The organism is Ornithinibacillus proteolyticus (genome assembly GCF_039581225.1).
In the GTDB taxonomy this organism is placed as follows: domain Bacteria; phylum Bacillota; class Bacilli; order Bacillales; family Amphibacillaceae; genus Ornithinibacillus; species Ornithinibacillus massiliensis.
This window is the reverse complement of record NZ_JBCPXV010000039.1, coordinates 1-22,803: the sequence shown is the minus strand read 5'-3', so window position 1 is coordinate 22,803 and position 22,803 is coordinate 1. Positions and strand designations below refer to the sequence as shown.

Annotated in this window: 23 protein-coding genes; 6 read left to right on the top strand and 17 right to left on the bottom strand. The window is 36.4% G+C overall.

The features are described from left to right. Positions 1-19: 19 nt before the first annotated feature. The 5 genes from spoVAE to AAIB49_RS15470 are packed head-to-tail and all read right to left on the bottom strand — an operon-like array spanning position 20 to position 2,633. The gene (spoVAE, locus tag AAIB49_RS15490; protein ID WP_186868506.1) at positions 20-370 is read right to left on the bottom strand and encodes a stage V sporulation protein AE; all 351 of its coding nucleotides are present in this window, start codon (positions 368-370) and stop codon (positions 20-22) included. Then, a complete protein-coding gene (gene spoVAD, locus AAIB49_RS15485) occupies positions 367-1,383 on the bottom strand; it encodes a stage V sporulation protein AD (RefSeq protein ID WP_339215532.1) in 1,017 nt (338 codons plus the stop codon). The genes spoVAE and spoVAD overlap by 4 nt, the downstream gene beginning before the upstream one ends. After that, a complete protein-coding gene (spoVAC, locus tag AAIB49_RS15480) occupies positions 1,384-1,863 on the bottom strand; it encodes a stage V sporulation protein AC (protein WP_339215531.1) in 480 nt (159 codons plus the stop codon). 39 nt (positions 1,864-1,902) lie between these two features. Then, on the bottom strand, positions 1,903-2,367 hold the full coding sequence (locus tag AAIB49_RS15475) for a hypothetical protein (protein ID WP_339215529.1): 465 nt from the start codon (positions 2,365-2,367) through the stop codon (positions 1,903-1,905). 59 nt (positions 2,368-2,426) lie between these two features. Next, entirely contained in the window at positions 2,427-2,633 is a 207-nt protein-coding gene (locus tag AAIB49_RS15470; protein ID WP_010096853.1) for a DUF1657 domain-containing protein, read from the bottom strand. Positions 2,634-3,060: 427 nt separating this feature from the next. On the opposite strand from AAIB49_RS15470, the gene AAIB49_RS15465 reads away from it, so the two are divergent. After that, positions 3,061-3,471 (top strand): YwpF family protein, encoded by a 411-nt coding sequence (locus tag AAIB49_RS15465; protein WP_211741560.1) that lies wholly within the window; start codon positions 3,061-3,063, stop codon positions 3,469-3,471. Positions 3,472-3,507: 36 nt separating this feature from the next. Here the strand turns inward: AAIB49_RS15465 and AAIB49_RS15460 are convergent, their stop codons facing one another. From AAIB49_RS15460 to AAIB49_RS15450, 3 genes are all read right to left on the bottom strand, one after another. After that, the gene (locus AAIB49_RS15460) at positions 3,508-4,842 is read right to left on the bottom strand and encodes a (Fe-S)-binding protein (protein ID WP_339217782.1); all 1,335 of its coding nucleotides are present in this window, start codon (positions 4,840-4,842) and stop codon (positions 3,508-3,510) included. After that, on the bottom strand, positions 4,842-6,254 hold the full coding sequence (gene glcD, locus AAIB49_RS15455; RefSeq protein WP_343458548.1) for a glycolate oxidase subunit GlcD: 1,413 nt from the start codon (positions 6,252-6,254) through the stop codon (positions 4,842-4,844). Before glcD ends, AAIB49_RS15460 begins: the two co-directional genes overlap by 1 nt. 91 nt (positions 6,255-6,345) lie before the next feature. Beyond that, a complete protein-coding gene (locus AAIB49_RS15450; RefSeq protein WP_339215524.1) occupies positions 6,346-7,449 on the bottom strand; it encodes a CdaR family transcriptional regulator in 1,104 nt (367 codons plus the stop codon). Between the two features lie 192 nt (positions 7,450-7,641). Here AAIB49_RS15450 and AAIB49_RS15445 point away from each other — a divergent pair, with 192 nt between their 5' ends. Further along, a complete protein-coding gene (locus tag AAIB49_RS15445) occupies positions 7,642-9,000 on the top strand; it encodes a TrkH family potassium uptake protein (protein WP_339215522.1) in 1,359 nt (452 codons plus the stop codon). A 27-nt stretch (positions 9,001-9,027) separates the two neighbouring features. Further along, on the top strand, positions 9,028-10,974 hold the full coding sequence (locus tag AAIB49_RS15440; protein WP_343458547.1) for a sensor domain-containing protein: 1,947 nt from the start codon (positions 9,028-9,030) through the stop codon (positions 10,972-10,974). 490 nt (positions 10,975-11,464) lie between these two features. On the opposite strand, the gene AAIB49_RS15435 is transcribed toward AAIB49_RS15440, so the two are convergent. The 3 genes from AAIB49_RS15435 to lepB all read right to left on the bottom strand — a co-directional run bounded on the left by AAIB49_RS15435 (position 11,465) and on the right by lepB (position 14,643). Then, positions 11,465-12,616, bottom strand: coding sequence for a S1C family serine protease (locus AAIB49_RS15435; protein ID WP_343458546.1), 1,152 nt, complete (start codon positions 12,614-12,616; stop codon positions 11,465-11,467). 21 nt (positions 12,617-12,637) lie between these two features. Continuing rightward, positions 12,638-13,795 carry a zinc ribbon domain-containing protein gene (locus tag AAIB49_RS15430; RefSeq protein WP_343458545.1) on the bottom strand — a complete coding sequence of 386 codons (1,158 nt, stop codon included), beginning with the start codon at positions 13,793-13,795 and terminating at the stop codon, positions 12,638-12,640. A 323-nt stretch (positions 13,796-14,118) separates the two neighbouring features. Next, entirely contained in the window at positions 14,119-14,643 is a 525-nt protein-coding gene (gene lepB / locus AAIB49_RS15425) for a signal peptidase I (RefSeq protein WP_445254512.1), read from the bottom strand. A 181-nt stretch (positions 14,644-14,824) separates the two neighbouring features. Between lepB and AAIB49_RS15420 the strand changes: the two genes are divergently transcribed. Then, positions 14,825-14,998, top strand: a complete 174-nt coding sequence (locus AAIB49_RS15420) for an aspartyl-phosphate phosphatase Spo0E family protein (protein WP_186868519.1) — start codon at positions 14,825-14,827, stop codon at positions 14,996-14,998. A gap of 54 nt (positions 14,999-15,052) precedes the next feature. On the opposite strand, the gene AAIB49_RS15415 is transcribed toward AAIB49_RS15420, so the two are convergent. The 6 genes from AAIB49_RS15415 to AAIB49_RS15390 all read right to left on the bottom strand — a co-directional run bounded on the left by AAIB49_RS15415 (position 15,053) and on the right by AAIB49_RS15390 (position 20,797). Next, entirely contained in the window at positions 15,053-16,216 is a 1,164-nt protein-coding gene (locus tag AAIB49_RS15415) for an aminotransferase A (RefSeq protein WP_339215515.1), read from the bottom strand. A gap of 30 nt (positions 16,217-16,246) precedes the next feature. After that, positions 16,247-17,134: a DMT family transporter gene (locus AAIB49_RS15410; protein WP_343458544.1), complete on the bottom strand. Its 888-nt coding sequence runs from the start codon at positions 17,132-17,134 to the stop codon at positions 16,247-16,249. Positions 17,135-18,236: 1,102 nt separating this feature from the next. Further along, positions 18,237-18,707, bottom strand: coding sequence for a YkyB family protein (locus AAIB49_RS15405; RefSeq protein WP_339215512.1), 471 nt, complete (start codon positions 18,705-18,707; stop codon positions 18,237-18,239). Between the two features lie 100 nt (positions 18,708-18,807). After that, complete coding sequence (locus tag AAIB49_RS15400; protein ID WP_339215511.1) at positions 18,808-19,392, bottom strand: SCO family protein; 585 nt, start codon at positions 19,390-19,392, stop codon at positions 18,808-18,810. Between the two features lie 267 nt (positions 19,393-19,659). Continuing rightward, positions 19,660-19,878 (bottom strand): hypothetical protein, encoded by a 219-nt coding sequence (locus AAIB49_RS15395; RefSeq protein WP_339215510.1) that lies wholly within the window; start codon positions 19,876-19,878, stop codon positions 19,660-19,662. 67 nt (positions 19,879-19,945) lie between these two features. After that, the gene (locus AAIB49_RS15390; RefSeq protein ID WP_339215509.1) at positions 19,946-20,797 is read right to left on the bottom strand and encodes a metallophosphoesterase; all 852 of its coding nucleotides are present in this window, start codon (positions 20,795-20,797) and stop codon (positions 19,946-19,948) included. A gap of 149 nt (positions 20,798-20,946) precedes the next feature. Here AAIB49_RS15390 and fadH point away from each other — a divergent pair, with 149 nt between their 5' ends. Next, the gene (fadH, locus tag AAIB49_RS15385; RefSeq protein ID WP_339215507.1) at positions 20,947-21,714 is read left to right on the top strand and encodes a 2,4-dienoyl-CoA reductase; all 768 of its coding nucleotides are present in this window, start codon (positions 20,947-20,949) and stop codon (positions 21,712-21,714) included. A 477-nt stretch (positions 21,715-22,191) separates the two neighbouring features. Continuing rightward, positions 22,192-22,647, top strand: coding sequence for a cyclic-di-AMP-binding protein CbpB (gene cbpB, locus AAIB49_RS15380; protein WP_339215506.1), 456 nt, complete (start codon positions 22,192-22,194; stop codon positions 22,645-22,647). Positions 22,648-22,803: the final 156 nt, after the last annotated feature.

Here is a 22,803-nt window from a genome sequence, read left to right as displayed (position 1 = left end):
TGTTTCCTCCTTTATGAGATTATCCTTTCGGCTTAAAGATTAGCGCACCGATGAAACCAAAGATAATCGCTGCTGATATCCCGGAACTGGTCACTTCAAACATCCCAGTAATAACACCGATAATTCCATGTTTTTCTGCTTCTTGCATGGCACCATGTACTAATGAATTACCAAAGCTTGTGATTGGTACGGTTACACCTGCCCCTGCAAAATCAATTAAAGGTTCATATAGTCCTAATCCATCTAATATTGCCCCAGCTACAACCAGGATACTTAATGTATGTCCTGGTGAGAGCTTGAATACATCAAATAGAATTTGACCAATTACACAAATTAATCCTCCAACTACAAATGCCCAAAAGAATATCATGACTTATCACTTCCTATTTCGATAGATACCGCGTGGGCGATGCAAGGTATAGAATCTTTTTGATTAACACTAAGGGGGGAGTGGAGGGAACCGGTTGCAACGACTAATATTCTATCCAGTTCTCCCTTTTTCATAAGCTCTAAGAAATGTCCATAGGTTACCACGGCAGAGCATGCCGGTCCACTGCCACCAGCTAATACTGGTTGATCTTCACGATATACTGTAAGTCCACAATCAACAAACTTTTCATCAGGTATGTTGATGTCATTTTTATGCAGTAAGTCTAATGCAACCTCCCTACCGATATGGGCGAGGTCCCCAGTAATAATTAAATCATAATAGGAAGCATCGACATTACGTTCTCTTAAATGGGTTAGAATCGTATCTACAGCAGCTGGAGCCATAGCACCACCCATGTTAAAAGGGTCAGTCATTCCCATATCGATTATTTTACCGATAGTAGCAGATGTAATACGTGGTCCTTGTCCTGATTTTGCAACTAATGCACAACCAGCACCGGTAACCGTCCATTGAGCTGTCGGGGGTTTTTGACCTCCGTACTCGGTAGGATAACGGAATTGTTTTTCGGCTGCTGCATTATGGCTTGAAGTACCGCTTAGAATGTAATCAGCCCCGTTAGCATTAATGATGAATGCTGCTAAGGCTAAGCTTTCCATTGATGTTGCACATGCACTAAATAATCCAAAATATGGAGAGCCTAATGTTTTAGCTGCAAAACTGGATGGCGTAATTTGATTGATTAAATCACCACTTATAAAGAAAGAGACTTGCTCTTTTTCAATTGGACTATTCTTAATAGCGTATTGGCATGCTTCTTCCATCATCATTTGCTGCGCTTTCTCGAACGAATCTTGTTCTAACCATATATCGTCATGGAGAATATGAAAGGCATCAGGGATTTTACCGTTTGCTTCAAACGGGCCACCTACAGTACCAGTAGAAATAATCACAGGGTTATTCTCGAATAACCAGGTACGATGTCCAGTTAACATTTAGAATCCACCCCATGTAGTCAAAATCGTTTTAATCAAAGCTACGATAAAAGCAGAGAATACACCAAATAAAATAACCGAACCAGCAAGCTTGAACATATTCCCACCTACACCTAAAACGAATCCTTCAGTACGGTGTTCAATAGCGGCAGATATGACAGCATTTCCGAAGCCTGTTACTGGAACGGCAGAACCAGCACCGGCAAACTGTCCGATCCGGTCATATACGCCAAAACCAGTTAACAGCATCGTTATAAAGATTAATGTTGCGACTGTTGGGTTCCCAGCTGTTTGTTCTGTAAAGTCAAAATAGTAGATGTAAAATGTCGTGATTAATTGGCCGATAAAACAAATCAATCCACCTACTAGAAATGCTTTTATGCAATTTCTTAGAACCGGACGTTTAACCTCTCGTTTATCCTGAAATGCCTGATACGCTTGTGCCTGAGGTGGTAAGTTCTTTTTCTTTTTATCTGGCATTTGTATCCCTTCTTTCCGTTGTGCTAAATAAATTTAAATTTATGTCTGCTCCTTTAAAAGCTTACTAATATGTTTCAGCTCTTTCTCAAGTTCTTTTTTCGTTATGTCGTTATTTTGTAATCTTTCTTCAATTTTTTCTAATTCAATTACAATTTTTTTGTCGGTAACTAGCTCAACCTTAATGTACTTGAATTCTTCATCCATTTCTTTTGATAATTCTTTATTAACCTTTTGTAAGCCAAACCGTTCATGATGAGGTATTTCGATCGCTATTATAAGTATTTTATCTGTGTTAGCAGCTAAGACCCTTGTTATGTTTTCTTTTTTGGAGAGAATTTGCTTGGCTTTATTGGATATGGATTGGTCGTACGTATTTTTAGCTGATATTTGTGTAACTTTGATAGGCTGATCTGAATTACGTTGGGTGTTATTTTCGGTGTTACAACCTACTAAAGTAAAAATAATGATTATCCCAATTACCATTAAAAATGGCTTTTTAAGCATCTTTTTTCACCTGTTTCTATATTGAATGGATAGCGGGGAGGAAAATTACTCCCCACTAATTAAAAACCTTTATATTGAGGCTCTTCCTGCTCAATCTGTTGTACGCGAGGCTCTACAGAGTTTAAAATGCTTTGGGTTTGTTGTGCAGCTTGCTCATATAATTGTTTTGCCTGCTTATTTTCAGTTTGTAAAGCAAACTGTTCAAAACTTGCTTGCACACTCTTTAATCCTGCAACGGCTTGTTTAATTTGACTTCCTACAGTCATATGAAGTTTCCTCCTCAAGTAGAAGCTCATTACCTATCGTGACAGTGAATTGAAATAGTTAAGTTATTTCCAACTCCACTAAAAAAGGTGCTCCTCATTGGAACACCTATATTCTTTGTATATTTAGTATAATTTAACCACGTAAAAATCTGGTAACATGTTTTAGTACATCGGAAACATTATGTCCTTGAGCCCATCATACCAGTATCTCTTTATAGGAAGGTGAGCTATCTGGGACTGATATAGACAAGGTGTCCCATCAATCCATTTCATGTTGATTAGAATGAACGATAAGGGGAATAGAGGTTAACCGGGAGAGAAGCAATCATACCTTTTTTAGTCGAGGTGTTACTTTAGAAATAGTTATCAATTTGAAAAAAATTTGGTACACTGAACTTATATAGTTGGATAGAAGGGAGGAGACACGATGAAGACATTCCTACTAAAACAATTACAAATTGTTGAAAGTAATAACGAAGATATCGTAAAGACAGAAGTTGAATTAATCGATGGTTTAGTCATAAATAGAGAAGATGGTAAAAACAGCTGGCTTATCGAGGCACTGATCAATAAGCAATATATGGCTTGGTTTGAAAATATGCAAAATACGCGTGACCAAGTTATGATTGAAGTGAAAATTTCAAAAATGAGCAATGCTCCTGCCACATTCATTACCTCCATTGATAGTATAAACAATATAGGTGAGCATATTAATGTCATTTTTACTGGTACTATTGTTGATAAACGAAAAAGTAAAATTGAAGAAATGTTAGGTGAGCTTATCGAACAAGGCTACCAAGGTGAACAATTATTAGAGAAGTTTAAAAAGCTGATGTAGAAAGAGGCTAGACAGTATGTAGCCTAGCCTAAAATATTATTGCGTATGATTACTTGTTTCATATGCCTCTAATAATAAGTCTACAATGTGGACAGCACGGATGGAGTGAGTTAGACCTTCGCGTTCTATCCCTAAGTTCATCTGGAGAAGACAGCCAGGGTTTGCTGTTACGACTGTTTTTGCGTTTGTATTTTTCGTCTGTTCCATTTTATAATCTAATATTTGCATAGACATCTCAGATTCAACAATATTATAAATACCAGCAGAACCACAACATCTACTTGCGTCCTTCATTTCTACATATGTGACACCTTGAATAGATTGTAATAATTTTCTTGGTTCCATAAAGGTATTTTGACCATTTTTTAAATGACAGGAATCTTGATACGTTACAATTTGATCCGGTAGGCTTAATCGTTCTTTATGAAAGTCTAATTCTACAAGGACACTAGTTATATCTTTAACTTTTGATGAAAATGTAGCTGCTCGCTCCTTCCATTCTGGATCATCCTTTAGTAAATAGCCATAATCAACAAGGAAAGCTCCGCAACCCCCGGCATTAGTAATGATGTAATCGACTTGCGCCTTTTCAAAGGCTAGTATATTTTTCTTCGCTAATTCCTTCGCTTTATTTCGTTCACCACTGTGACCATGTAAGGCACCACAGCAATTTTGTGTATTAGGGATTACAATTTCACATCCGGCATATTGTAGCAGTTTCATCGTTGCGTTATTTGTTGACATAAATATAGTATCCATTAAGCAACCTGAGAAGAAGGCAACTTTCTTCTTTTGCTGTTGTAGTGGTAATAGATGTGTTGGTCTACTCTTCAATTGTTTTTTCTTTGGCACAGGTGGAAGTACTTTTTCCATCGTTTTTAATGTGTCTGGGAAAAAATTCATAATACCACTTTTTCTAGCTATTTTCTGCAATCCTGACCTTTGATAGAAGCCAAGTAAACTGGTGGCATTGATCATTCGATTTTGGTTAGGAAATAAGTTGTGAAATACCACATTTCGTACAGTCTTTACCGGTAACGATTGTTTTTTATTTTGATAAATAATATCTCTAGCTTGCTCGAGTAAATGTCCATATTTTACCCCTGATGGACAGACCGGTTCACAGGCTCTACACCCTAGACATAGATCTAACGAACGCTTAACATCATCATCTGGCTCGATATCCCCATCAACAACTGCTTTCATCATGGCAATTCGTCCTCTAGGAGAATGTGCTTCATCCATTCCTGATTCGATATAGGTTGGACAACTTGGAAGACAAAAGCCACATCGCATGCAGTTTAACAGCTCATCATAGTCCATTTTTTCTTTAAATTCATGAGCAATTCGTTCTTTTTCTCGCGTTTTCATCATTTATGAACCACCACTCTTCTTCTATCGGATTTAGCAAAGATTTTGCCTGGGTTCATAATATGGTTAGGGTCTATTGCTTCCTTGATATTACGCATAACCTCTATCCCTGCTTCTCCAACTTTTAAATGTAAATAAGGTAGTTTCATTGCACCAACACCATGTTCACCTGTAATGGTTCCTCCTAATTCAATTGCTTTAATAAAGATTTCCTCAAATGCTTTTTCCACACGTTTCATTTCTTCTTCATCACGAATATCTGTTAAGCAAGTAGGGTGTAGATTTCCATCACCAGCATGTCCGAACGTACAAATGTTAACATCGTAACGCTTGGCAATTTGTTGAATGGCGTTTACCATCTTCGCGATTTCAGATCGGGGAACAGTAGCATCTTCTAAAATAGTAGTTGGTCGTAAACGAGCGAGTGCAGAAAGGGCAGACCTTCTTGCTGTTGTTAAGGCTTCAGCTTCTTCAGCTGAAGAGGCTAATTGTACTTCTACAGCGTCATTGTTTCGACATATGGTAGTGATTTTTTCCATATCTTGATCAACTTCACGTTTAGAACCATCTTGTTCAATTAATAAAACCGCCTTGACATTCGTGGGTAAGCCGATTTGTGCAAAATCTTCTACAGCTTTTAAAGTGGGTTGGTCTAAAAATTCTAGTGTAGCTGGAATTATCCGATTGGCAATAATCGCAGATACAGTACGTGCAGCAGCATCGAGATCTTGATAAAGTGCTAGCATTGTTTTTTTCGTTTCGGGTTTTGGGATGAGTTTTAAGGTTGCTTCGGTAACGATTCCTAATGTGCCTTCAGAGCCAACAAATAGGCTAGTAAGATCATATCCAGCTACATCTTTTGCTAGTTTTCCTCCAGTGTGAATCACTTCCCCATTTGGTAAAACAATCTCTAGTCCCATCACATAATCACGTGTTACACCATATTTAAGGCCCCGTAATCCACCAGAGTTTTCATTAATATTACCGCCAATTTGAGATATTTTCATAGAACTAGGGTCTGGTGGATAGAAGAACCCCTTTGCTTCCACGGCTTCAATGAGTGTTTTAGTAATCACCCCTGGCTGAGTTCGTACGATTAAATTTTCTTCATCTATTTCTAATATGTTATCGAAATGCTTCATAAGGATGACAACTCCGCCGTGTAAAGGGGTCGTTCCAGCACTAAGATTCGTGCCGGATCCCCTTGGAGTAATAGGGATGTTATTCTCGTTACAAAGCTTTACAATATTGGAAACTTCTTCGGTATTTCGTGGAGATAGTATTGCATCGGGAAAGGATTGGAATCCTGGTGTCGCATCATAGGAATAGGTAAGTAAACTAGTTCTTGAATCCTGGAAGTTATTCTCCCCGACTATGGTGATGAATTTTTGTTTCAGTTCTTCCGTAAACATAGGCAATTCTCCTAAGTGTTTTTTATTTTATTCTAAAATAAATGCCTATGATTTAATATGGTGAAATATACAAAAAAATTTAATTATCCGCTTACTTTTTTGGGTTTTCATCCAAAAAGGTAAAAGCTATATAAAATACAGCAATGGTATAGGTGTTTTTTGGATTCAGTCCTGTCAACTGCTCAATTCGACTTAAGCGGTAATGTAATGTATTAACATGGATATGCAGCTTCGAAGCAGTTGCCTTTAAATTTAAATTATTCTTTAGAAATACTTTTAATGTATGGAGTAAAGTCTCTTCTTTATCCAATGGGGATAGTACTTTGTTAATAAAGTCGATTCGAACATTATGACTAACTTCATCCAAACAAGTTTCTAATAATAAATCATCATATGCTGTAATGGTATTAGCGTTTGAAAGAGTTAGGGCTTTTGTTGCTTTTTGATAAGAGTCTTTAATGCAGAAAGAGTTGGATTTTGTTCCAATACCTATTGAAAATGGTATACGTAACTTGTTCATGATATAGTTCTGGAATGATTCGAACTGTCTCTTTAACGTGTCTAATTCGAATTTATCTTCTTCCGTTAATAGTACGATGCGATTATGTCCCCAGCGAATCGCTACACAAGGAAGTTTTAACATGAGGAGGTCTAGAATTTCATTTATGCCGTCCTTATGCTTGGAGAAATCGATTTCTATGATTGAGCATCTTAAAGGAGGGGAGAGATGAATTTCAAGTAGTTTACCTCTTTTAATGAATTCTTCAGATGGTTGATCCATTTGCACCCATTCGAAGAAATAGGCTTCCATAGCCCGAGCGTGCCATTCAAGCTCTTGCACATAAATATTTTCCCGTATTAATAACTCTGTCATTTTCTTCATGAGTGAAGCAAAAGGAATAATTTCTTCTGGATTACCGGTGATGCCAATAACACCAATGACATGATCCTCGATAGTTATCGGTAAATTAACACCTGGACGTATTCCTTTCATGCTCTTTAGGTGGTCCTCGGTTAATATTGTCGTCGTGTTGTTTTTTATTGTTTGAAGGGCGCCCTCGTGAAAATCACCTATTCTAGAGCAGTCGGTACTTGCTATAATAATGGCTTGATTATTGACAATAATAATATTTTCATTGATTAATTTCCTTGTTTCGTTTATTATTTTTTGTCCTAAGGTAGGGGTTAATTCCATTTACAATCCTCCAAGCATATGAACAAGTCTTTCCAAATGGTCTTTTTTTCGTTATAATTTTTGAATGTTGTACTTAATATTTTATAGGGAAACAAGCAAATTGTCGAAAGTAGAGGAAAATTTTTAGAATCGTGCTATAATTAAAACGAAAGAACACTCTGAATAAAAGTGGTCTAAGGAGTCTGTAAATACATGTTTTTACCAAAATCATTTTCTAGGTGGATTAACACACTTTCACCAGTACGTATTATTTTATTTTTTTACATAATAGCTGCAATATTTTCTACTATATTAATGAGCTTACCAATTGCATATAAAGACGGGGTAGAGGTCGAGTTTATTGATGTCGTATTTACTGCAGTCAGTGCATTAAGTGTAACCGGATTAAGTACAATCACGGTAGCAGACACGTTAAGCACAACAGGTATTTTTCTTTTGGCGTTTATTCTTCAACTTGGTGCGGTAGGTGTTATGGCCATAGGTACTTTTATTTGGCTATTGTTAGGGAAGAAGATCGGCTTAAAGGAACGTCAATTAATTATGACAGACCAGAATCAAACCAATTTTGAGGGTATGGTTCGTTTAATTAAACAAATTATTCTAGTATTACTTACAGTTGAGTTTATTGCATTTTTAGTGCTAGGTACATATTTCTTAAGATATTTCTCTTCTCCTGGGGAAGCTTATTTACATGGTTTCTTTGGAACGATTAGCGCAGTTACCAATGGTGGATTTGATATTACTGGGGAGTCTCTAATACCATTTCAGCATGACTACTTCGTACAGTTTCTAAACATTTTATTAATTATTTTTGGTGCTATCGGATTTCCTGTATTAATTGAAGTAAAAAACTTTTTATTTTCCCGTAATCGCGTGTTAACCCATTTCAGTTTGTTTACAAAATTAACGACGTTGACTTTTGCGATTTTAATATTTGTTGGAACCATTGGGATCTTTTTATTAGACGTACAGCATTATTTTGTTGGAAAGAGTTGGCATGAGTCGCTATTTTATTCGTTGTTCCAGTCCGTTACGACTAGAAGTGGAGGACTTTCAACAATGGATGTGAGTGAGCTTTCGGAATCGAATCATTTGTTTATGTCGTTTTTAATGTTTATTGGGGCGTCACCGAGTAGTGCTGGCGGAGGAATTAGAACAACTACTTTCGCTTTAGCGGTTATTTTTATCATTACGTATGCACGGGGTGGAAGCAGTATACGGATATTTAGAAGAGAAGTTCATGAAGAAGATTTAATGAAAGCTGTGACGGTAACTCTAATGGCAATCTTTATGGTATTTATCTCTGTATTATTCATTACTACCTATGAGCCTTTTACCATCACGCAAATTTTATTTGAAGTAACGTCTGCTTTCGGAACAGTAGGGCTCTCCATGGGTATCACATCAGAGCTATCAACCATTACTAAAATTATTTTAATGACATTAATGTTTATTGGTAGAGTAGGGATTCTTACCTTCTTGTTCATGTTTAAGAAAACGAAGCGATCAGGGGATTATCACTATCCAAAGGAAAGAATTAGTATCGGTTAAATTCGGAGACAAGTGAGGAGAAATCAAATGAGAGAACAGCTTACCGTGCCATTAAATAGCCAAATATTATCTTTTTTTAAAGAGGCAATTGTGTTTGTAAGCAAAGATGGAATGATTATTGAAGGTAATCAAAAGGCGTATACCTTATTGGATGCAGAACAGATAATTAGTAATTCTATCGAAGATTATATTGATTTTAGATTATTATTGGATGCTTCTCGATCTCACTTGTTAATGGAAATGAAAACAGAAAAGGGAAAACTATTAGAAGTTAAATCACTAAAGGTAAACGAAAATCTCTATTGTTTGATTCTTGATGAATTGTCTATTAGGAATCGAGCAGATGAAATTAAACGCTATATTAATCAAATTTCGAATAACTCGGTAGAGGGAATCGTTTTATACGGGAAAACAGCAATTATAGATTGTGATGATACGTTTGCTACGATGTTTGGGTATAAAATAGAAGAATTGAAACAGAAAACGATGGAGCAATTAATCGATGCAAAGAGCTATCGAAAGCTTATCGAGACCGATTTGGTTACGATTAATAGTGTACTTGAATTAAAAGGTGTACGCAAGGATGGAACATTATTTTATATTGAAATGGTCGAATACCCGTATTATAAGAATGGTAAGATTATACGGGCTGCTAGTGTGAAAGATATAACGGAACGAATTGAAGCAGAAAATAAAATTGAGTATATGGCATATTATGATGAGTTAACGGATTTACCTAATCGAAATTTTTTTAATAAAGTGTTAAAAGATGCTATTATACAAGCCGAGCAACAAGAAGAAAAAGTAGCCGTTTTCTTCTTAGATTTGGATTATTTTAAAGAAATTAATGATACTTTAGGTTATTCGTTTGGCGATAAGCTTTTGCAGGCTTGTGCAAATCGATTGAAAATATTCCAGCAAATGGATACATTTCTTGCTAGAATGGGTGGAGATGAATTCTTACTGCTTCAACGACATACAGAGAAAGAAATGGCTATCGATTTTGCTGAAAAGCTAATTGCTGAATTTGAAAAACCGATCACGATAGATGATTATGAAATATATACTACGGTTAGTATTGGGATTAGCATCTTTCCGGATAACGGATTAACAGCTTCTGATTTAATTAAACATGCAGACTCTGCTATGTATGTAATTAAGGAACGACATCGGAATTATTACAATCTATTTGATTCCTCTATATCAGAAAATTTTAAATTAATGTTAACGATGGAGGCAGAACTGAGACGTGCTTTAAAAGAGGGGCAGTTTGAATTGCATTACCAACCCCAAATAAATCTACTAACGAATGAAGTTGTTGGTCTAGAGGCGCTTATCAGATGGAACCATCCGGAGAAGGGGTTTATTAGTCCGAGTGAGTTTATACCTTTGGCTGAGAAGACAGGATTAATTATTGATATTGGGGATTGGGTATTATCGGAAGCATGTCGTCAGAACAAAGAATGGCAAGACAAGGGATATAAGCCAATTACAGTAAGTGTAAATTTATCTGCAAAACAGTTTTACCAACGTAATTTAGTTGAGAAGATTAACGATATTTTAGATGAGACTGGCCTGGAGCCTTCTTATCTAGAACTAGAAATAACAGAGAGAATGGCCATGTCCAATGAAGAAGAGATATTAGAGACATTACATGCACTTAGAAGGTTAGGTGTTCTCGTTTCAATAGATGATTTTGGAACTGGTTACTCATCTTTTAAGTATTTGAGTGTATTTCCAATTACAAAATTAAAAATAGATAGAATGTTTTTAGATGAACAAAAGAAGGAAAATCAAGCAATTGTGAAGTCGATTATCCATATGTCTCACTCCTTGAATATGAAGGTAATTGCTGAAGGGGTTGAAACGAGGGAACAATTGGATTTTCTGACAAGTGAAAGATGTGATGAAATGCAAGGATATCTCTTTAGTAGGCCTCTACCACCAAAACAACTAACACCGTTTCTAGGGTGATTAAGATAGAAGGAAGACCTCGGAGCTTCGTGAACATGATTACGAAGCTCCGAGGTCTTCTTTTTTTCATAGAAAGAGATTGGGACATAACTAAAAGAAATAAATGTAAAACCGAATGATATACGATACTAGCTCCGGAAATATTAGCTCCGGAAATATACGTAGACTCCTGCGGGAGAATAGGCATAGGTGAGACCCCTAAAGAAGTAGCACGAGGAGGCTAAGGCAGCCGCCCGGCGGTAAAGAAGACACTGCGAGGTCTTTTCGAGCAGATGTCGCACTTATGCTGTGATAAAGTGCATGATAGACACTGCGATGGTCTTTTCGAGCAGATGTCACCCCTGTACTGGAAGCAACCGCAAGTATATTTCCGGAGCGTGGTCGTAGCTCATCATTCGGTTTTTACTTTGAGATAGTTTTGTCTAAAGCCTCAAAAGCTCATCATAAGAGCAAACGAACACAATCGCGAGAATATGGGTGAATGAGTTCGTTATGATGGATTTTGTTCTTGATAGTTGATACCAATAATCTTCAACTGGTCATTTTCATACCCGATGATAAATTCATATTGGATTTGTTCTTCTAGCTGTTCCTCTTCGTTTGGTTTATTTTTAGTTAATGTAACATCTACTAGAACGGATGCATGATTGCTATCCAAAATAGAAGTCGACTGGTGGGAATAGTTAACATCTACTACTTGGATATAATCTTCACGAAAACTAGCGTAAGAGGTTGTAGATTGAATGGATTCACCGAGTAGTGAATATGCAGCGACATAATCACGAATCGTAATACTATCGATAAAGTACTCCATTACATATTCCGCATCCTGCTTCATTTGCTCGGGATCAATTGAATTAAGTAAATCCTCTGTACTTGTATAGGTCAATTCACTATTTTGAGCTTCCTTTGACCAGCCTTCAATCTCTTGAATGACATCAACAATAGGAATACTAAAGCCGATAGTTCCGTCTTCGGTTCCAACAGAGTTTATTCCAATCACTTTACCACTGTTGCGATTAATTAAGGGACCGCCACTATTACCATGTGTGATCGGAGCAGAGATTTGATAGGCATTTTTATAATCGTAACCTTCTACATAGAAGTTACGTTCACTACCTGAGATAATTCCAAGTGTCACCGTATTTTGAAATCCGTGAGGGCTACCTAACGCGATTACTTCATCACCTAGTTCAGCTAATTGATCTCTTTCTATAGAAAGACCTTTTTCCCCAGCTAACTGAGGTACACGTATAACCGCTATATCAGTTTCTTCGCCAATTCCAATAACAGCAGCAGGGTAGACACGGGCATTGGCGGTTCGGACATAAATCGTCTCTGCCTGCTTAATAACGTGTGCATTTGTTATGATATCGCCTTTTTCATTATAAAGAAATCCTGAACCAGTTAAAGTTTGGGAGTCATTCTTAGCTTCAATTTGGACGACGTTTTTTTCTGCCTCGTGAATGATGGTTTTTAAGTCAACCGTTTCATCGTCGGTTTGCACCTTGCTGATGGCAGGATTATTTATTACTAATGGCTCTGACTGCCAAGATATATATAGGTAAATAGATGTAGCAATACCAATAAGGATGATAATGATCGTTATGATTATCGGTAAATTTTTTTTATTTTGTAACATAGTTTCACTCCAATAGAGTACTTAATAATTTGTATACCAGGTGATTTTGGATACCTTGACATCAAATTTCTTAACATCCTTACCAATATCATAATGGGTAAATTCAAATTTTCCATTTTCATTAGGGTATAGAGTATCTGGATAAACGTAAACACTATTCGAAAGAAATTCTGTATCCTTCGTCAATAGAGAATATTTAACTTGAATGGAACTAATTGGAATAGTCGCCACACTCGTTACTTCACCTTTAACTACTAAGTTCCCCTGGTTATCATTTGCAAGCTTAATCGATGTTAATTCAATAGCATCTGTTTCGTTCATTTCTCGTTCCTCTTCAGCTGTATCGATAGCTTGTTGAATGCGCTGCTGTTGTGTAACCTCAAATGAAACCTTCTCTTTTTCTATGGTTGTTTTAAGACTTTGGAGCTTTTCCGAATTTGGGGCATACTTTAACCCGTCTTCCACTATAAATAAAGCATCACTGAACTGATTATCGCTTAGTTGTTTACTTGCTTCTGTGAAAATAAATTCAACGATTTGATTCCGGATACTGTCAGTGATTTCGGTTGCTTCATTGTTTTTTATCGCATCTGCTTCCCAAAGTAATACCTTTAACTCATCGACAGATGGATTTTGATTTAATATGCTTTTCAGTTGTTCGATTTTAACATGATCACGAAAAGATACTATCTCATTTACTAGATCAGTGGTTGCTGTTCCATTGAAGTTGGTTAAAGATGATTCAGCTTGACTAATTAAAGTAAGTGCAGATTGAAATTCATTGTTTTCTAATTCCTGATTAGCTTCCTCTAATAAAGACGTAATATCGGATGTTTTTTGGATAAACTCTAATGCAACCTCACCTTGATTGAAATTTGGTTTCTCTTTCAATGCTAGTGTAAAATACTTGTTTGCTGCTTCATAGTCTCCGGCTTCGAGACTTTTCGCTCCATGCTCGTAATGCTTCATTGCTTGTGAGGATTGATTTTGTAGAAAATGATAAAAAAGATTATTGGCTAATAACATGATGATGATGGTTATGATTGGTATAAACCAACTTTTATTGAATTTCTTATTATTTATCGAACGTAAGTGAATATCTTTTGGTAACTCTACACCACAGCTTACACAATACAATTCCTCTTCTTTTACAATGGAGCCACATTTTGGGCAATGCAACAAAATATTCACCTGCTTTCTGTTTTAATTCGATTAACTTCGTCATTATTTTTACATATATCTTATCACATTTCTCTTTAATTGGGGGGCATATGTGGTATGATATAAAAGGCTAGTGTATTTTTATAATAGTGAAATAATACATATAATAAATTCTAGGAGGTGTTCACCATGTTTGAAACATACTTTGGTATATTTTGTTTTGTTATTTTATTGTACTTTATTGGAAGCTGTATATTAGATAACGAGAAATAATAAACAAAAAATAGGTTGTCTTTTTAGTACATGTACTAAAAAGACAACCTTCCATACTTCATAATAGTTTATCGTGTTTTCGCTATTTCATTAAAAGGATAAAAGATAAACTCAGATCTACCGATAATTTCATCTTCCATAATAAATCCAAGCCCATTTCTGGAATCTTTACTGATGGACCGGTTATCCCCCATAACAAAGTATCTTCCTTTTGGAACTGTTATTGGACCATAATTACCTGTATGATTCTTAGCATCCTCTGTTAAAAATGTTTGATCATGAAGCTCATTATTGATATATAATTTATGGTCCTTAATCTCAATTGTTTCACCAGGTAACCCTATAATTCTTTTTACGTAATTCTTCTCAGGACGATGAATAATTACAATGTCTCCACGATTTGGTTCATTAATCAAATAAACGAATTTATTAAATATAACACGCTCTCCATCTTGAAGCGTAGGGTCCATACTATCACCTTCTACAATGGAAGTCGCGAATACAAATGTGCGTAATAGAAAGGCTAGGACAATGGCAATAAATATTGCTTTACCCCATTCTTTCCATTCATTTTTTTGTTTTACTTCGGTCAAAGAAGACATTCCTTTCAACTATAAAAAGTTCTATTATGTAATTCAGCTATATTTATTATAACAAGAATATAGGTGAATCAGTGTAAATTTTTGTTACTTGAAAAAAGCGTTGGTATTTCATTGTTAAAAAAAGCCTATTTATGCTAAATTAATAGAAATAGAAAAGGAGGTTTTGTTAATTTTGTGTGAAACAGACAAGCTCCTAAAAGAAATAGAAAAGTTACGTAATAAAATGAGTTCTGTTGCCTTAACGCAAGGAATAACAAGTTTAGAATCAATAGCACTCAGTCAAGAGCTAGATCGATTATTAAATATCTATGAAAAAGTGAAAAATGAAAAGAATATGACCAGATAAGGATAAAGTGGCTAGTAGGAGGGATATCCTAAGTGATGAATATCCCATCTAAACTTAGCCTTTACCATGTCGATGAAAATACTCCTCAAGACGGTTGAGGCCTTTTTCTAAAGTGGTGAAATCATAGGCGTAAGATAACCTCATATACTGCTCTCCATACTCTGAAAAACTTCCACCTGGTACTAATGCTACCTTCCCTTTTCTAACTAAGTCTACTCCTAATTCCAAGGAGGACATACCAGGCTTTGAAATCTTCGGAAATAAATAGAATGCTCCGTTCGGTTTGTTAACAGAAATCCCCATATTAGTAAAACGATCGTATACATAATCTCTTCTTTTCTCATAAACTTCTTTCATTTTTTGCGGATCGTCAAGTCCGTGTGTTAAGGCCTCCAAGGCTGCATATTGACTGATAGAAGAGGCGCATGCAACATTGTATTGATGCACTTTTAATAGATGTGCAGTAAGCCATCTCGGTGCAAGAACATAACCTATCCTAAATCCAGTCATCGAGTGAGATTTGGAAACGCCGTTAATAACGATTGTACGATTTGCAACCTCTTGAAAGCTTGCAATAGATGTATGGTCAAAATCATAAACTAATTCACTATATATCTCATCAGCTAGTATAAATATATTCTTGTCTTTTAATACTTCTACGAGCTCTTTTAATTCCGAATGAGTTAAAGAGACTCCAGTAGGATTAGATGGATAGGGGAGAACGATACATTTTGTGTTATCTGTTATAGCCTGCTTTAGCAGCTCCTTCGTCATTTTAAATTGGTGGTTAGAAGTATCAACATGAACGGTTTTCGCTCCTGCCAATGTAATCAGTGGTTCATAACCAGGATAGATGGGGGCAGGGAGTATTACCTCGTCACCAGGATTTAAAATAGTTCGAAACACTATATCTATCCCTTGGGAAGCTCCTGTAGTGACAATGATTTCATCTTCGGGATGGAAGCTAACGTGATAATTCGTTTCATAATAATGCGCTATTGCTCTTCTTAAATCGATAATGCCAGCATTACTCGTGTAGGTCGTTTTATTCGCTTTTACTGCTTCAATAGAAGCTTCCTTGATATGTTCAGGGGTATAGAAGTCTGGTTGCCCAATCGTAAGTGACACTACATCCTCCACATCTGTTACCATGTTAAAGAACTTTCGTATTCCAGATATTTCTATCGTTTTAACTTGTTGATTTAATAAATGCTCCATGGTCTTTCCTCCAAGTTGTTTAATGATTAGTTAAGTTTGTAAAGATTTTCTTGGTTTGGTTTGCATGAGAATAACCGAACCTATAATAAGCGCCATACCTAACATCTGTACAAATGTAAACGATTCATGAAATACTAAAATGCCGATAAAAGTTGCAACTACCGGCTCAATGGTTGATAGAATAGATGCCTTAGATGCTTCGGTTTTTTTCAAGCCGTATGTATAGACAATATACGCAATAGCCGTAGGGAAAAGTCCTAGTCCAAATGCATAAAAAAGTACCGCCGGTTCCGTTAATATTGTTAGCTTTTCACTATAGGGAAAGAACGGTAATAATGTAACGGTAGCAACAATAAATGTAAAGGCTGTTATGCTTAGACTAGTATATTTGTTTAAGGCGTATTTGCTAAAGATACTATATAAAGCATATCCAAAACCAGAACCAACTCCAAACAGAATACTTTGATATGGGATGGTACTTAAATTGCTAGGTAACAGCCCGACTACGAAGCTTGTTCCAGCGATAGTGCCCATCAGGGAAAGTACTTTTCTACTTGTGAAAGTTTCCTTGAACAAGAAAAAAGATAGGATGGAAACAAAGGCAGGAGCCGTATAAAGTAAAGCTGTAGCAATTGGAATGGTAGATAAATCAATGGCCATAAACATACAGTAATTAAAAAATATAATACTAAAAATCCCTGTACCGATGAAGTACTTTACATCTGAAAAAGAATGTAGCTTTAATGCTTTAGGAGAATGATATAATAAATAACTTACTAAAAGAATAGCAGTTGATGTTACTCGAAGTGTGACAACTTCCATTGGTGTAAAACCGTATGTATATAAATTCTTTACAAACCAACCAATGGTCCCCCATAATGCTGCGCCTACTATTATCCATATAGCTGCTTTATTCAACCATCATACCACCTCTACATGATTCATTACTATATCAATTATAGCAAATTTAGTGAAAAATAAGCTAAATAAGAGAAGGGGAGTATAGTTTTCTTATCGTTCGTTTAGAATGGATAATAGTAGAAGGTGCAGAGGTGAATGGTAGATGTTGAAGGAATATATTTGGGGAATAAATTGGATTAATATATCACAATTACAATCTTTAGGAATATCAGAAGAGACTTTTTTTACGCTGTTCATTTTTTTGGGAATTCTAGGTTGTTATTTTATCATACGACCAATTGCTTTAATTCTCATATCATTAAAATCTGAAAGGCTATTAAATTACATACTGAGCGGTCTAGCATTTATCGTCATTTTCTTTACAGTGGTGTTATGGATAGGCGATATCGAAATGTTAACTTATGAATTATTTAAAATCTCCTTACAAGTATTAGCAATGTTCGGTCTAGTGTTATGTGTAATACATTTATTTAAGAGAATGAAACAGAGGAGGAAGAAAGTATAGGAGAGGTGGAGCTCCTTCGTGTTACGTAGGGAGTACTATATCCGAGCGTGCGTTGGAGGATGTCGAACGGGAAGTAGAGCAATAGGCGATAGGAGGCGAAATCGCGCGGGGGAGAAGCAAAAACGCGCGACAGGAGGCAGAAATCGCGCGGGGTAAGAAAAAACGCGCGACAGGAGGCAGAAATCGCGCGGGGGGTAAGAAAAAACGCGCGACAAGAGGTAGAAATCGCGCGGGGGAGAAGAGAAAACGCGCGACGGGAGGTAGAAATCGCGCGGGGTAAGAAAAAACGCGCGACAAGAGGTAGAAATCGCGCGGGGGGTAAGAAAAAACGCGCGACGGGAGATAGAAATCGCGCGAGGAAGAAGCAAAAACGCGCGAGAATGGCGAAATGGAATCGTGTCGCGCGAAAAATAGCAACTCTCGCGCGAAAGGGAAATAAAGCCGCGCGAAATTTAATATAACCTGCTCGTAAAGAATAAATTCTTTTACCAAATCATATTTTCTAAAAGTTAACCTAAACCCAACGAAACGAAAAATCCTCATAGTTCTCACAATGAGGATTGCTGTGTTTATTCCACTTAGGATGTTATAAACTTATCGAAAGTTTTTCTTAGGCGGCCATTCCATTTTACCTAAAGAAGATGGTGTAAAGTAGGAAGAATGGTATTGTTTTCTTTTTGGCTTATGATTAACTGGTTTATAGTCAATATATTGATAGATTATTTTTTTTGCTTGTGATAAAGACATTTTTGTTTGGGGATTTCGATAATTTTGATCGAGTGATCCTAAATGTTTAAGTTCCTGGAAGTCTTCCTTCGTTGGAGGGATATGAAAGTAATAGTCATCCACCTGAACTAAGAGGGTAGAATGCTGGTTACTAAGTTTGGGATGATCGGAGAAATGCAACCCGATTTTTTTTGCCCGTTTTTCCTTTAATAATTGTTTAATGGTTTCTTTCTTAATGAAGTATAGATGTTGTGGTTCGGGAGCAGTTTTGGCATGACGATTAACCGTATAAATAGCTCTGGCCAAATCACGTAAAGAAACCGTTTCACTACTTGGCATCGACAAACCTCCTTTCCATCTTCCTCTTGTATTTCTTTTTATAGTATCGTAAAGCTTGTCCACTTTCAATTAATAAATGAAGAAGCCGGGTCTCGGCTTCTTATAACATGCTCTTAATGAATTCAACAACTTCTTTAATTTTGTCTTCATTTAAATACATTCCATTATATTGTTTAATAGCTTTTCCTTCGGGAGTTACAATAGTTAGTGACACACCATGTGCATATGTACCATCATTCATATCCTCAGCAACTGTTTTAAAAGAAGAAACGGCAAATTCCCTAATCGTATCATAATCATAACCGGTTAAAAACGTCCAATTACCATTTGTGAAATCAATTCCCCGGACTTCTCCATATTCCTTTAGTACTTCAGGTGTATCAACTTCGGGATCGATACTGAAGGAAACAAATTCAACATCCTCAATACCTTCTTCTTTTAAAGCCTTTTCAATTCTTTGCTTGTTATAGGTCATTTGAGGACATTCAGTTAAGCAGGTTGTATAAATGAAATCGGCAATCCAGATCTTACCTTCCAAATCGCTTTTGCTTACTTGTTCACCATCTTGGTTTGTGTAGGTAAAGTCCTTTACGTCTATCGAGAAATCACCTTCAGGTTTGCCGCCACATGCAGCTAACAAGAGAATAGAACCAAATAGAACGAACAAGGGAATTTTTTTTAACATGTAATAATCCTCCACTGTATGTATATTCAATCTTCATTTATTCTAACATGGAAAGGTGAAGAAAACTATGAATAAACTGTTACAGCTAGTATGAGGATGCAATGGAGTGGCTAGAATACTTGCTGCTCTATACTGGATGTAGGACTTCTAATGAAATTTCTTATGTTCTCAATAGTTCATAACCAGCTTGTCATAGCAATATTTGATTCTAGCCACCAAGTGTGGGTACGGTCATCAGTAAGCCCAATTCATCTGTTTTAGTTGAAGCTAGTAATAACTTGTACCATAGCCATAACTATTATAATAAGGAATAGGTACTGGGTATGGTACAGGATATGGATAACCGTAATATGGATTGAATGCTTGATATAATAAAGGGCCTACTACTAAACCGGTTAGAAATGGAACAATTGGAAAAAATCGTTCATCAGGTTGGTTTGTATTATTTACAGTATAATACTCAAGATATGGAGATGGAGTAGTCATCTATAACGCTCCCTTTCATCAATGGACTAATAACAATGTATGCATTTGTCCGTATGAAAGAGCCTGGTTATTGTGTTTTTAACGTAAACAACGTGATTTCTGGTTTGCAAAGGAACCGGTAAGGTAGTCTTGTTGTACCAATGCCTCTACTTACATATAAGTCGAGATTACTAGATTCAAATGTATATTTTCCTTCTACATATTTCTCCGCATATAACGGTGTATAAAGATGACCAACAAAAGGAAGTCTAACCTGTCCGCCATGACTATGACCTGACAGTTGAACATCGACAGGGAATTCCATTGATTTATCTGCAAAATCAGGCTCGTGGGCTAGAAGAATCGTAAATAAATCAGGATTGGTATTTTCTAATGTTTTAGAAAGATTTGGCTGACCAAGCATAACGTCATCGATACCAGCGATAAGAATTCGGTCAACCTGCTGTTCGATGGTATGGTGACTATTTTTTAATAATTGAAAGTCAGCTTGTCCCATTACTTCTTTTACAATTTCTGTCCCGTAACCACCATGATCGTGATTCCCGTATATCCAGAACTTACCCTTCGGTGCATGTAATGAACCTAATAACTTAGTAAGTCTTGGATTCCAATTATATTGATCTGGTTTATCTACTAAATCACCGGTAAAAACAATTAAATCGGGTTCTAAAGCATTTATTTTCTTCACCAGCTCTTGAAATTGATCTAGCGTATAATGAAATCCAATGTGCGTATCGGAAAATTGAATGATTTTAAATCCATCAAATGAGGACGGTATTTTTTTGGATTGGATGGTTTCTCTATGTAAGGTAAGCAATGCCGGTTCAATATTTCTTGCGTAATAATATGTACCTCCACTAATTCCAAAAAATGCAAGGGAACCAGCCAATAATTTTTTTATAAATGATCTTCTATTCATACTTTCACCTTCGTGAACATAATGTTTTTAAATTATAACATACCTATTCCAAAAATACGTGTGACATGATAATACAAAAAATGGTATTTTGACTTTTTTGATAAATAGAAATAATATGGAGATAAAGGATGAAGTTAGGGGGAGTAAAATTGGAAACGAAAACGGTAATCGTAACAGGTAGCTCAAGTGGTATGGGTAAGTATATGGCAAAAAAGTTTGCAGATGAGGGGTTAAATGTTGTCCTAACAGGTAGAACAAAAGAGAAGCTTGAAATCGTTCGGGAAGAATTAACAGAAACTGCAAAAGGGGAAGTTCTAGTTGTTCCAATGGATGTACGGCGCCCTGAAGATGTAGAACGAATGGTAAGGGATACGGTACTTCATTTTGGACGAGTAGATCATTTAGTAAATAATGCTGCTGGTAATTTTATCGCTCCAGCTGAAGAACTGTCTATCAATGGTTGGAATGCGGTAATAGATATTGTCTTAAACGGGACATTCTATTGCAGTCGTGAGGTAGGAAAGTACTGGATCGAAAATAAAATAAACGGTTCCATTCTTAATATGGTAGCAACTTATGCATGGAATGCCGGAGCGGGTGTCATCCATTCCTCAGCAGCCAAAGCAGGTGTACTAAATATGACAAGAACATTGGCAGTTGAATGGGGAACAAAATATGGGATTCGTGTAAACGCTATCGCTCCAGGGCCAATAGAGCGAACTGGTGGAGCTGAAAAGTTGTTCTTATCCGAAGAAGCAGCAAAGCGTACGTTGGAATCTGTTCCGTTAAAACGATTAGGTAAGCCTGAAGAAATTGCTGAATTAGCATTTTTTCTATTGTCAGAAAAGGCGTCGTATATAAATGGTGAGGTCGTGACCATGGATGGGGGACAGTGGTTAAATAAATTTCCTTTTTAATAAAGTGATTGAATGAAGATAAACTAGTAAACGAAAGTATATTAGAAGTGCCCCGGAGAAATAGGTGTTATTTTCAATAAAGAGACGAACTGTTTTATTATATACTGGAGTGGTTCCCCTGTCGTCATCATGGGATTAGGGAATCACTTTTATACTTTTCGCTTCCGGGGTTCTTAAGCCTCTCCTATCTTTCCTCTGGATTTAAGTACGCTATCCTATCTATTTACATGATAGTATTCGACGTTTTTTCGAATATTGTTATCGTGAGAGTCATTCGCTACATAGTATTTTTCAAAGAGGTACGTTGTTAATGCTATTATAGCGTTAATTTTTTGTGAAATGAGTTATGTTGTACATGCTAAAACAACTTATAGTATGTTACAATTAATGTAGGTGATGATTACATTATAGTAGGATAAGAAATGAAAGCCCCTTCGCAATTGAAATTGCACTATAGTTTTTTAAGGAGTGGGTACAATGAGTTTGTTGCAAGATCAAGAATTAACAGCATTAACGATTGCAGATATGATGATACCTTCTGAAAAAGTGGCTCATGTGCAAGTGAATAATCCATTGGAACATGCTCTATTAGTCTTAGTCAAATCTGGATATTCTGCAGTCCCAGTATTGGATTCCACATATAAACTGGAAGGTACAATTGGTAAGACAAAGATATTAAATGAAATATTAGGACTAGAACGTTTTGAAATTGATCGATTAACAGATTTGCAAGTTAAAGATGTCATGGTAACAGACGTTCCTAGGGTGTTAAAAGAGGATACATTAGTTGATGGGCTGAAGGCATTAATTGATTATCCGTTTGTCTGTGTTGTGGATGGAGAAGGATATTTTGATGGCATACTAACAAGAAGAGCTATTTTGAAAGAAATACGAAAAGATATTTATTCAGGAAAAAACAAACAAGGTCGTTAATACGGTTCCTTTGCAAAACTGCAAAGGAACTTTTGTGCGCTTGGCAGCGCTCCGAACTTAAGGGTGAAAGTCCCAAACACGCCGTAGTGGCGGAAGTGTATAGCTGACAGGCAGTGCATGCTCGTGAGGGAATGTGCGGAGGGCTTGAAGGCAAAC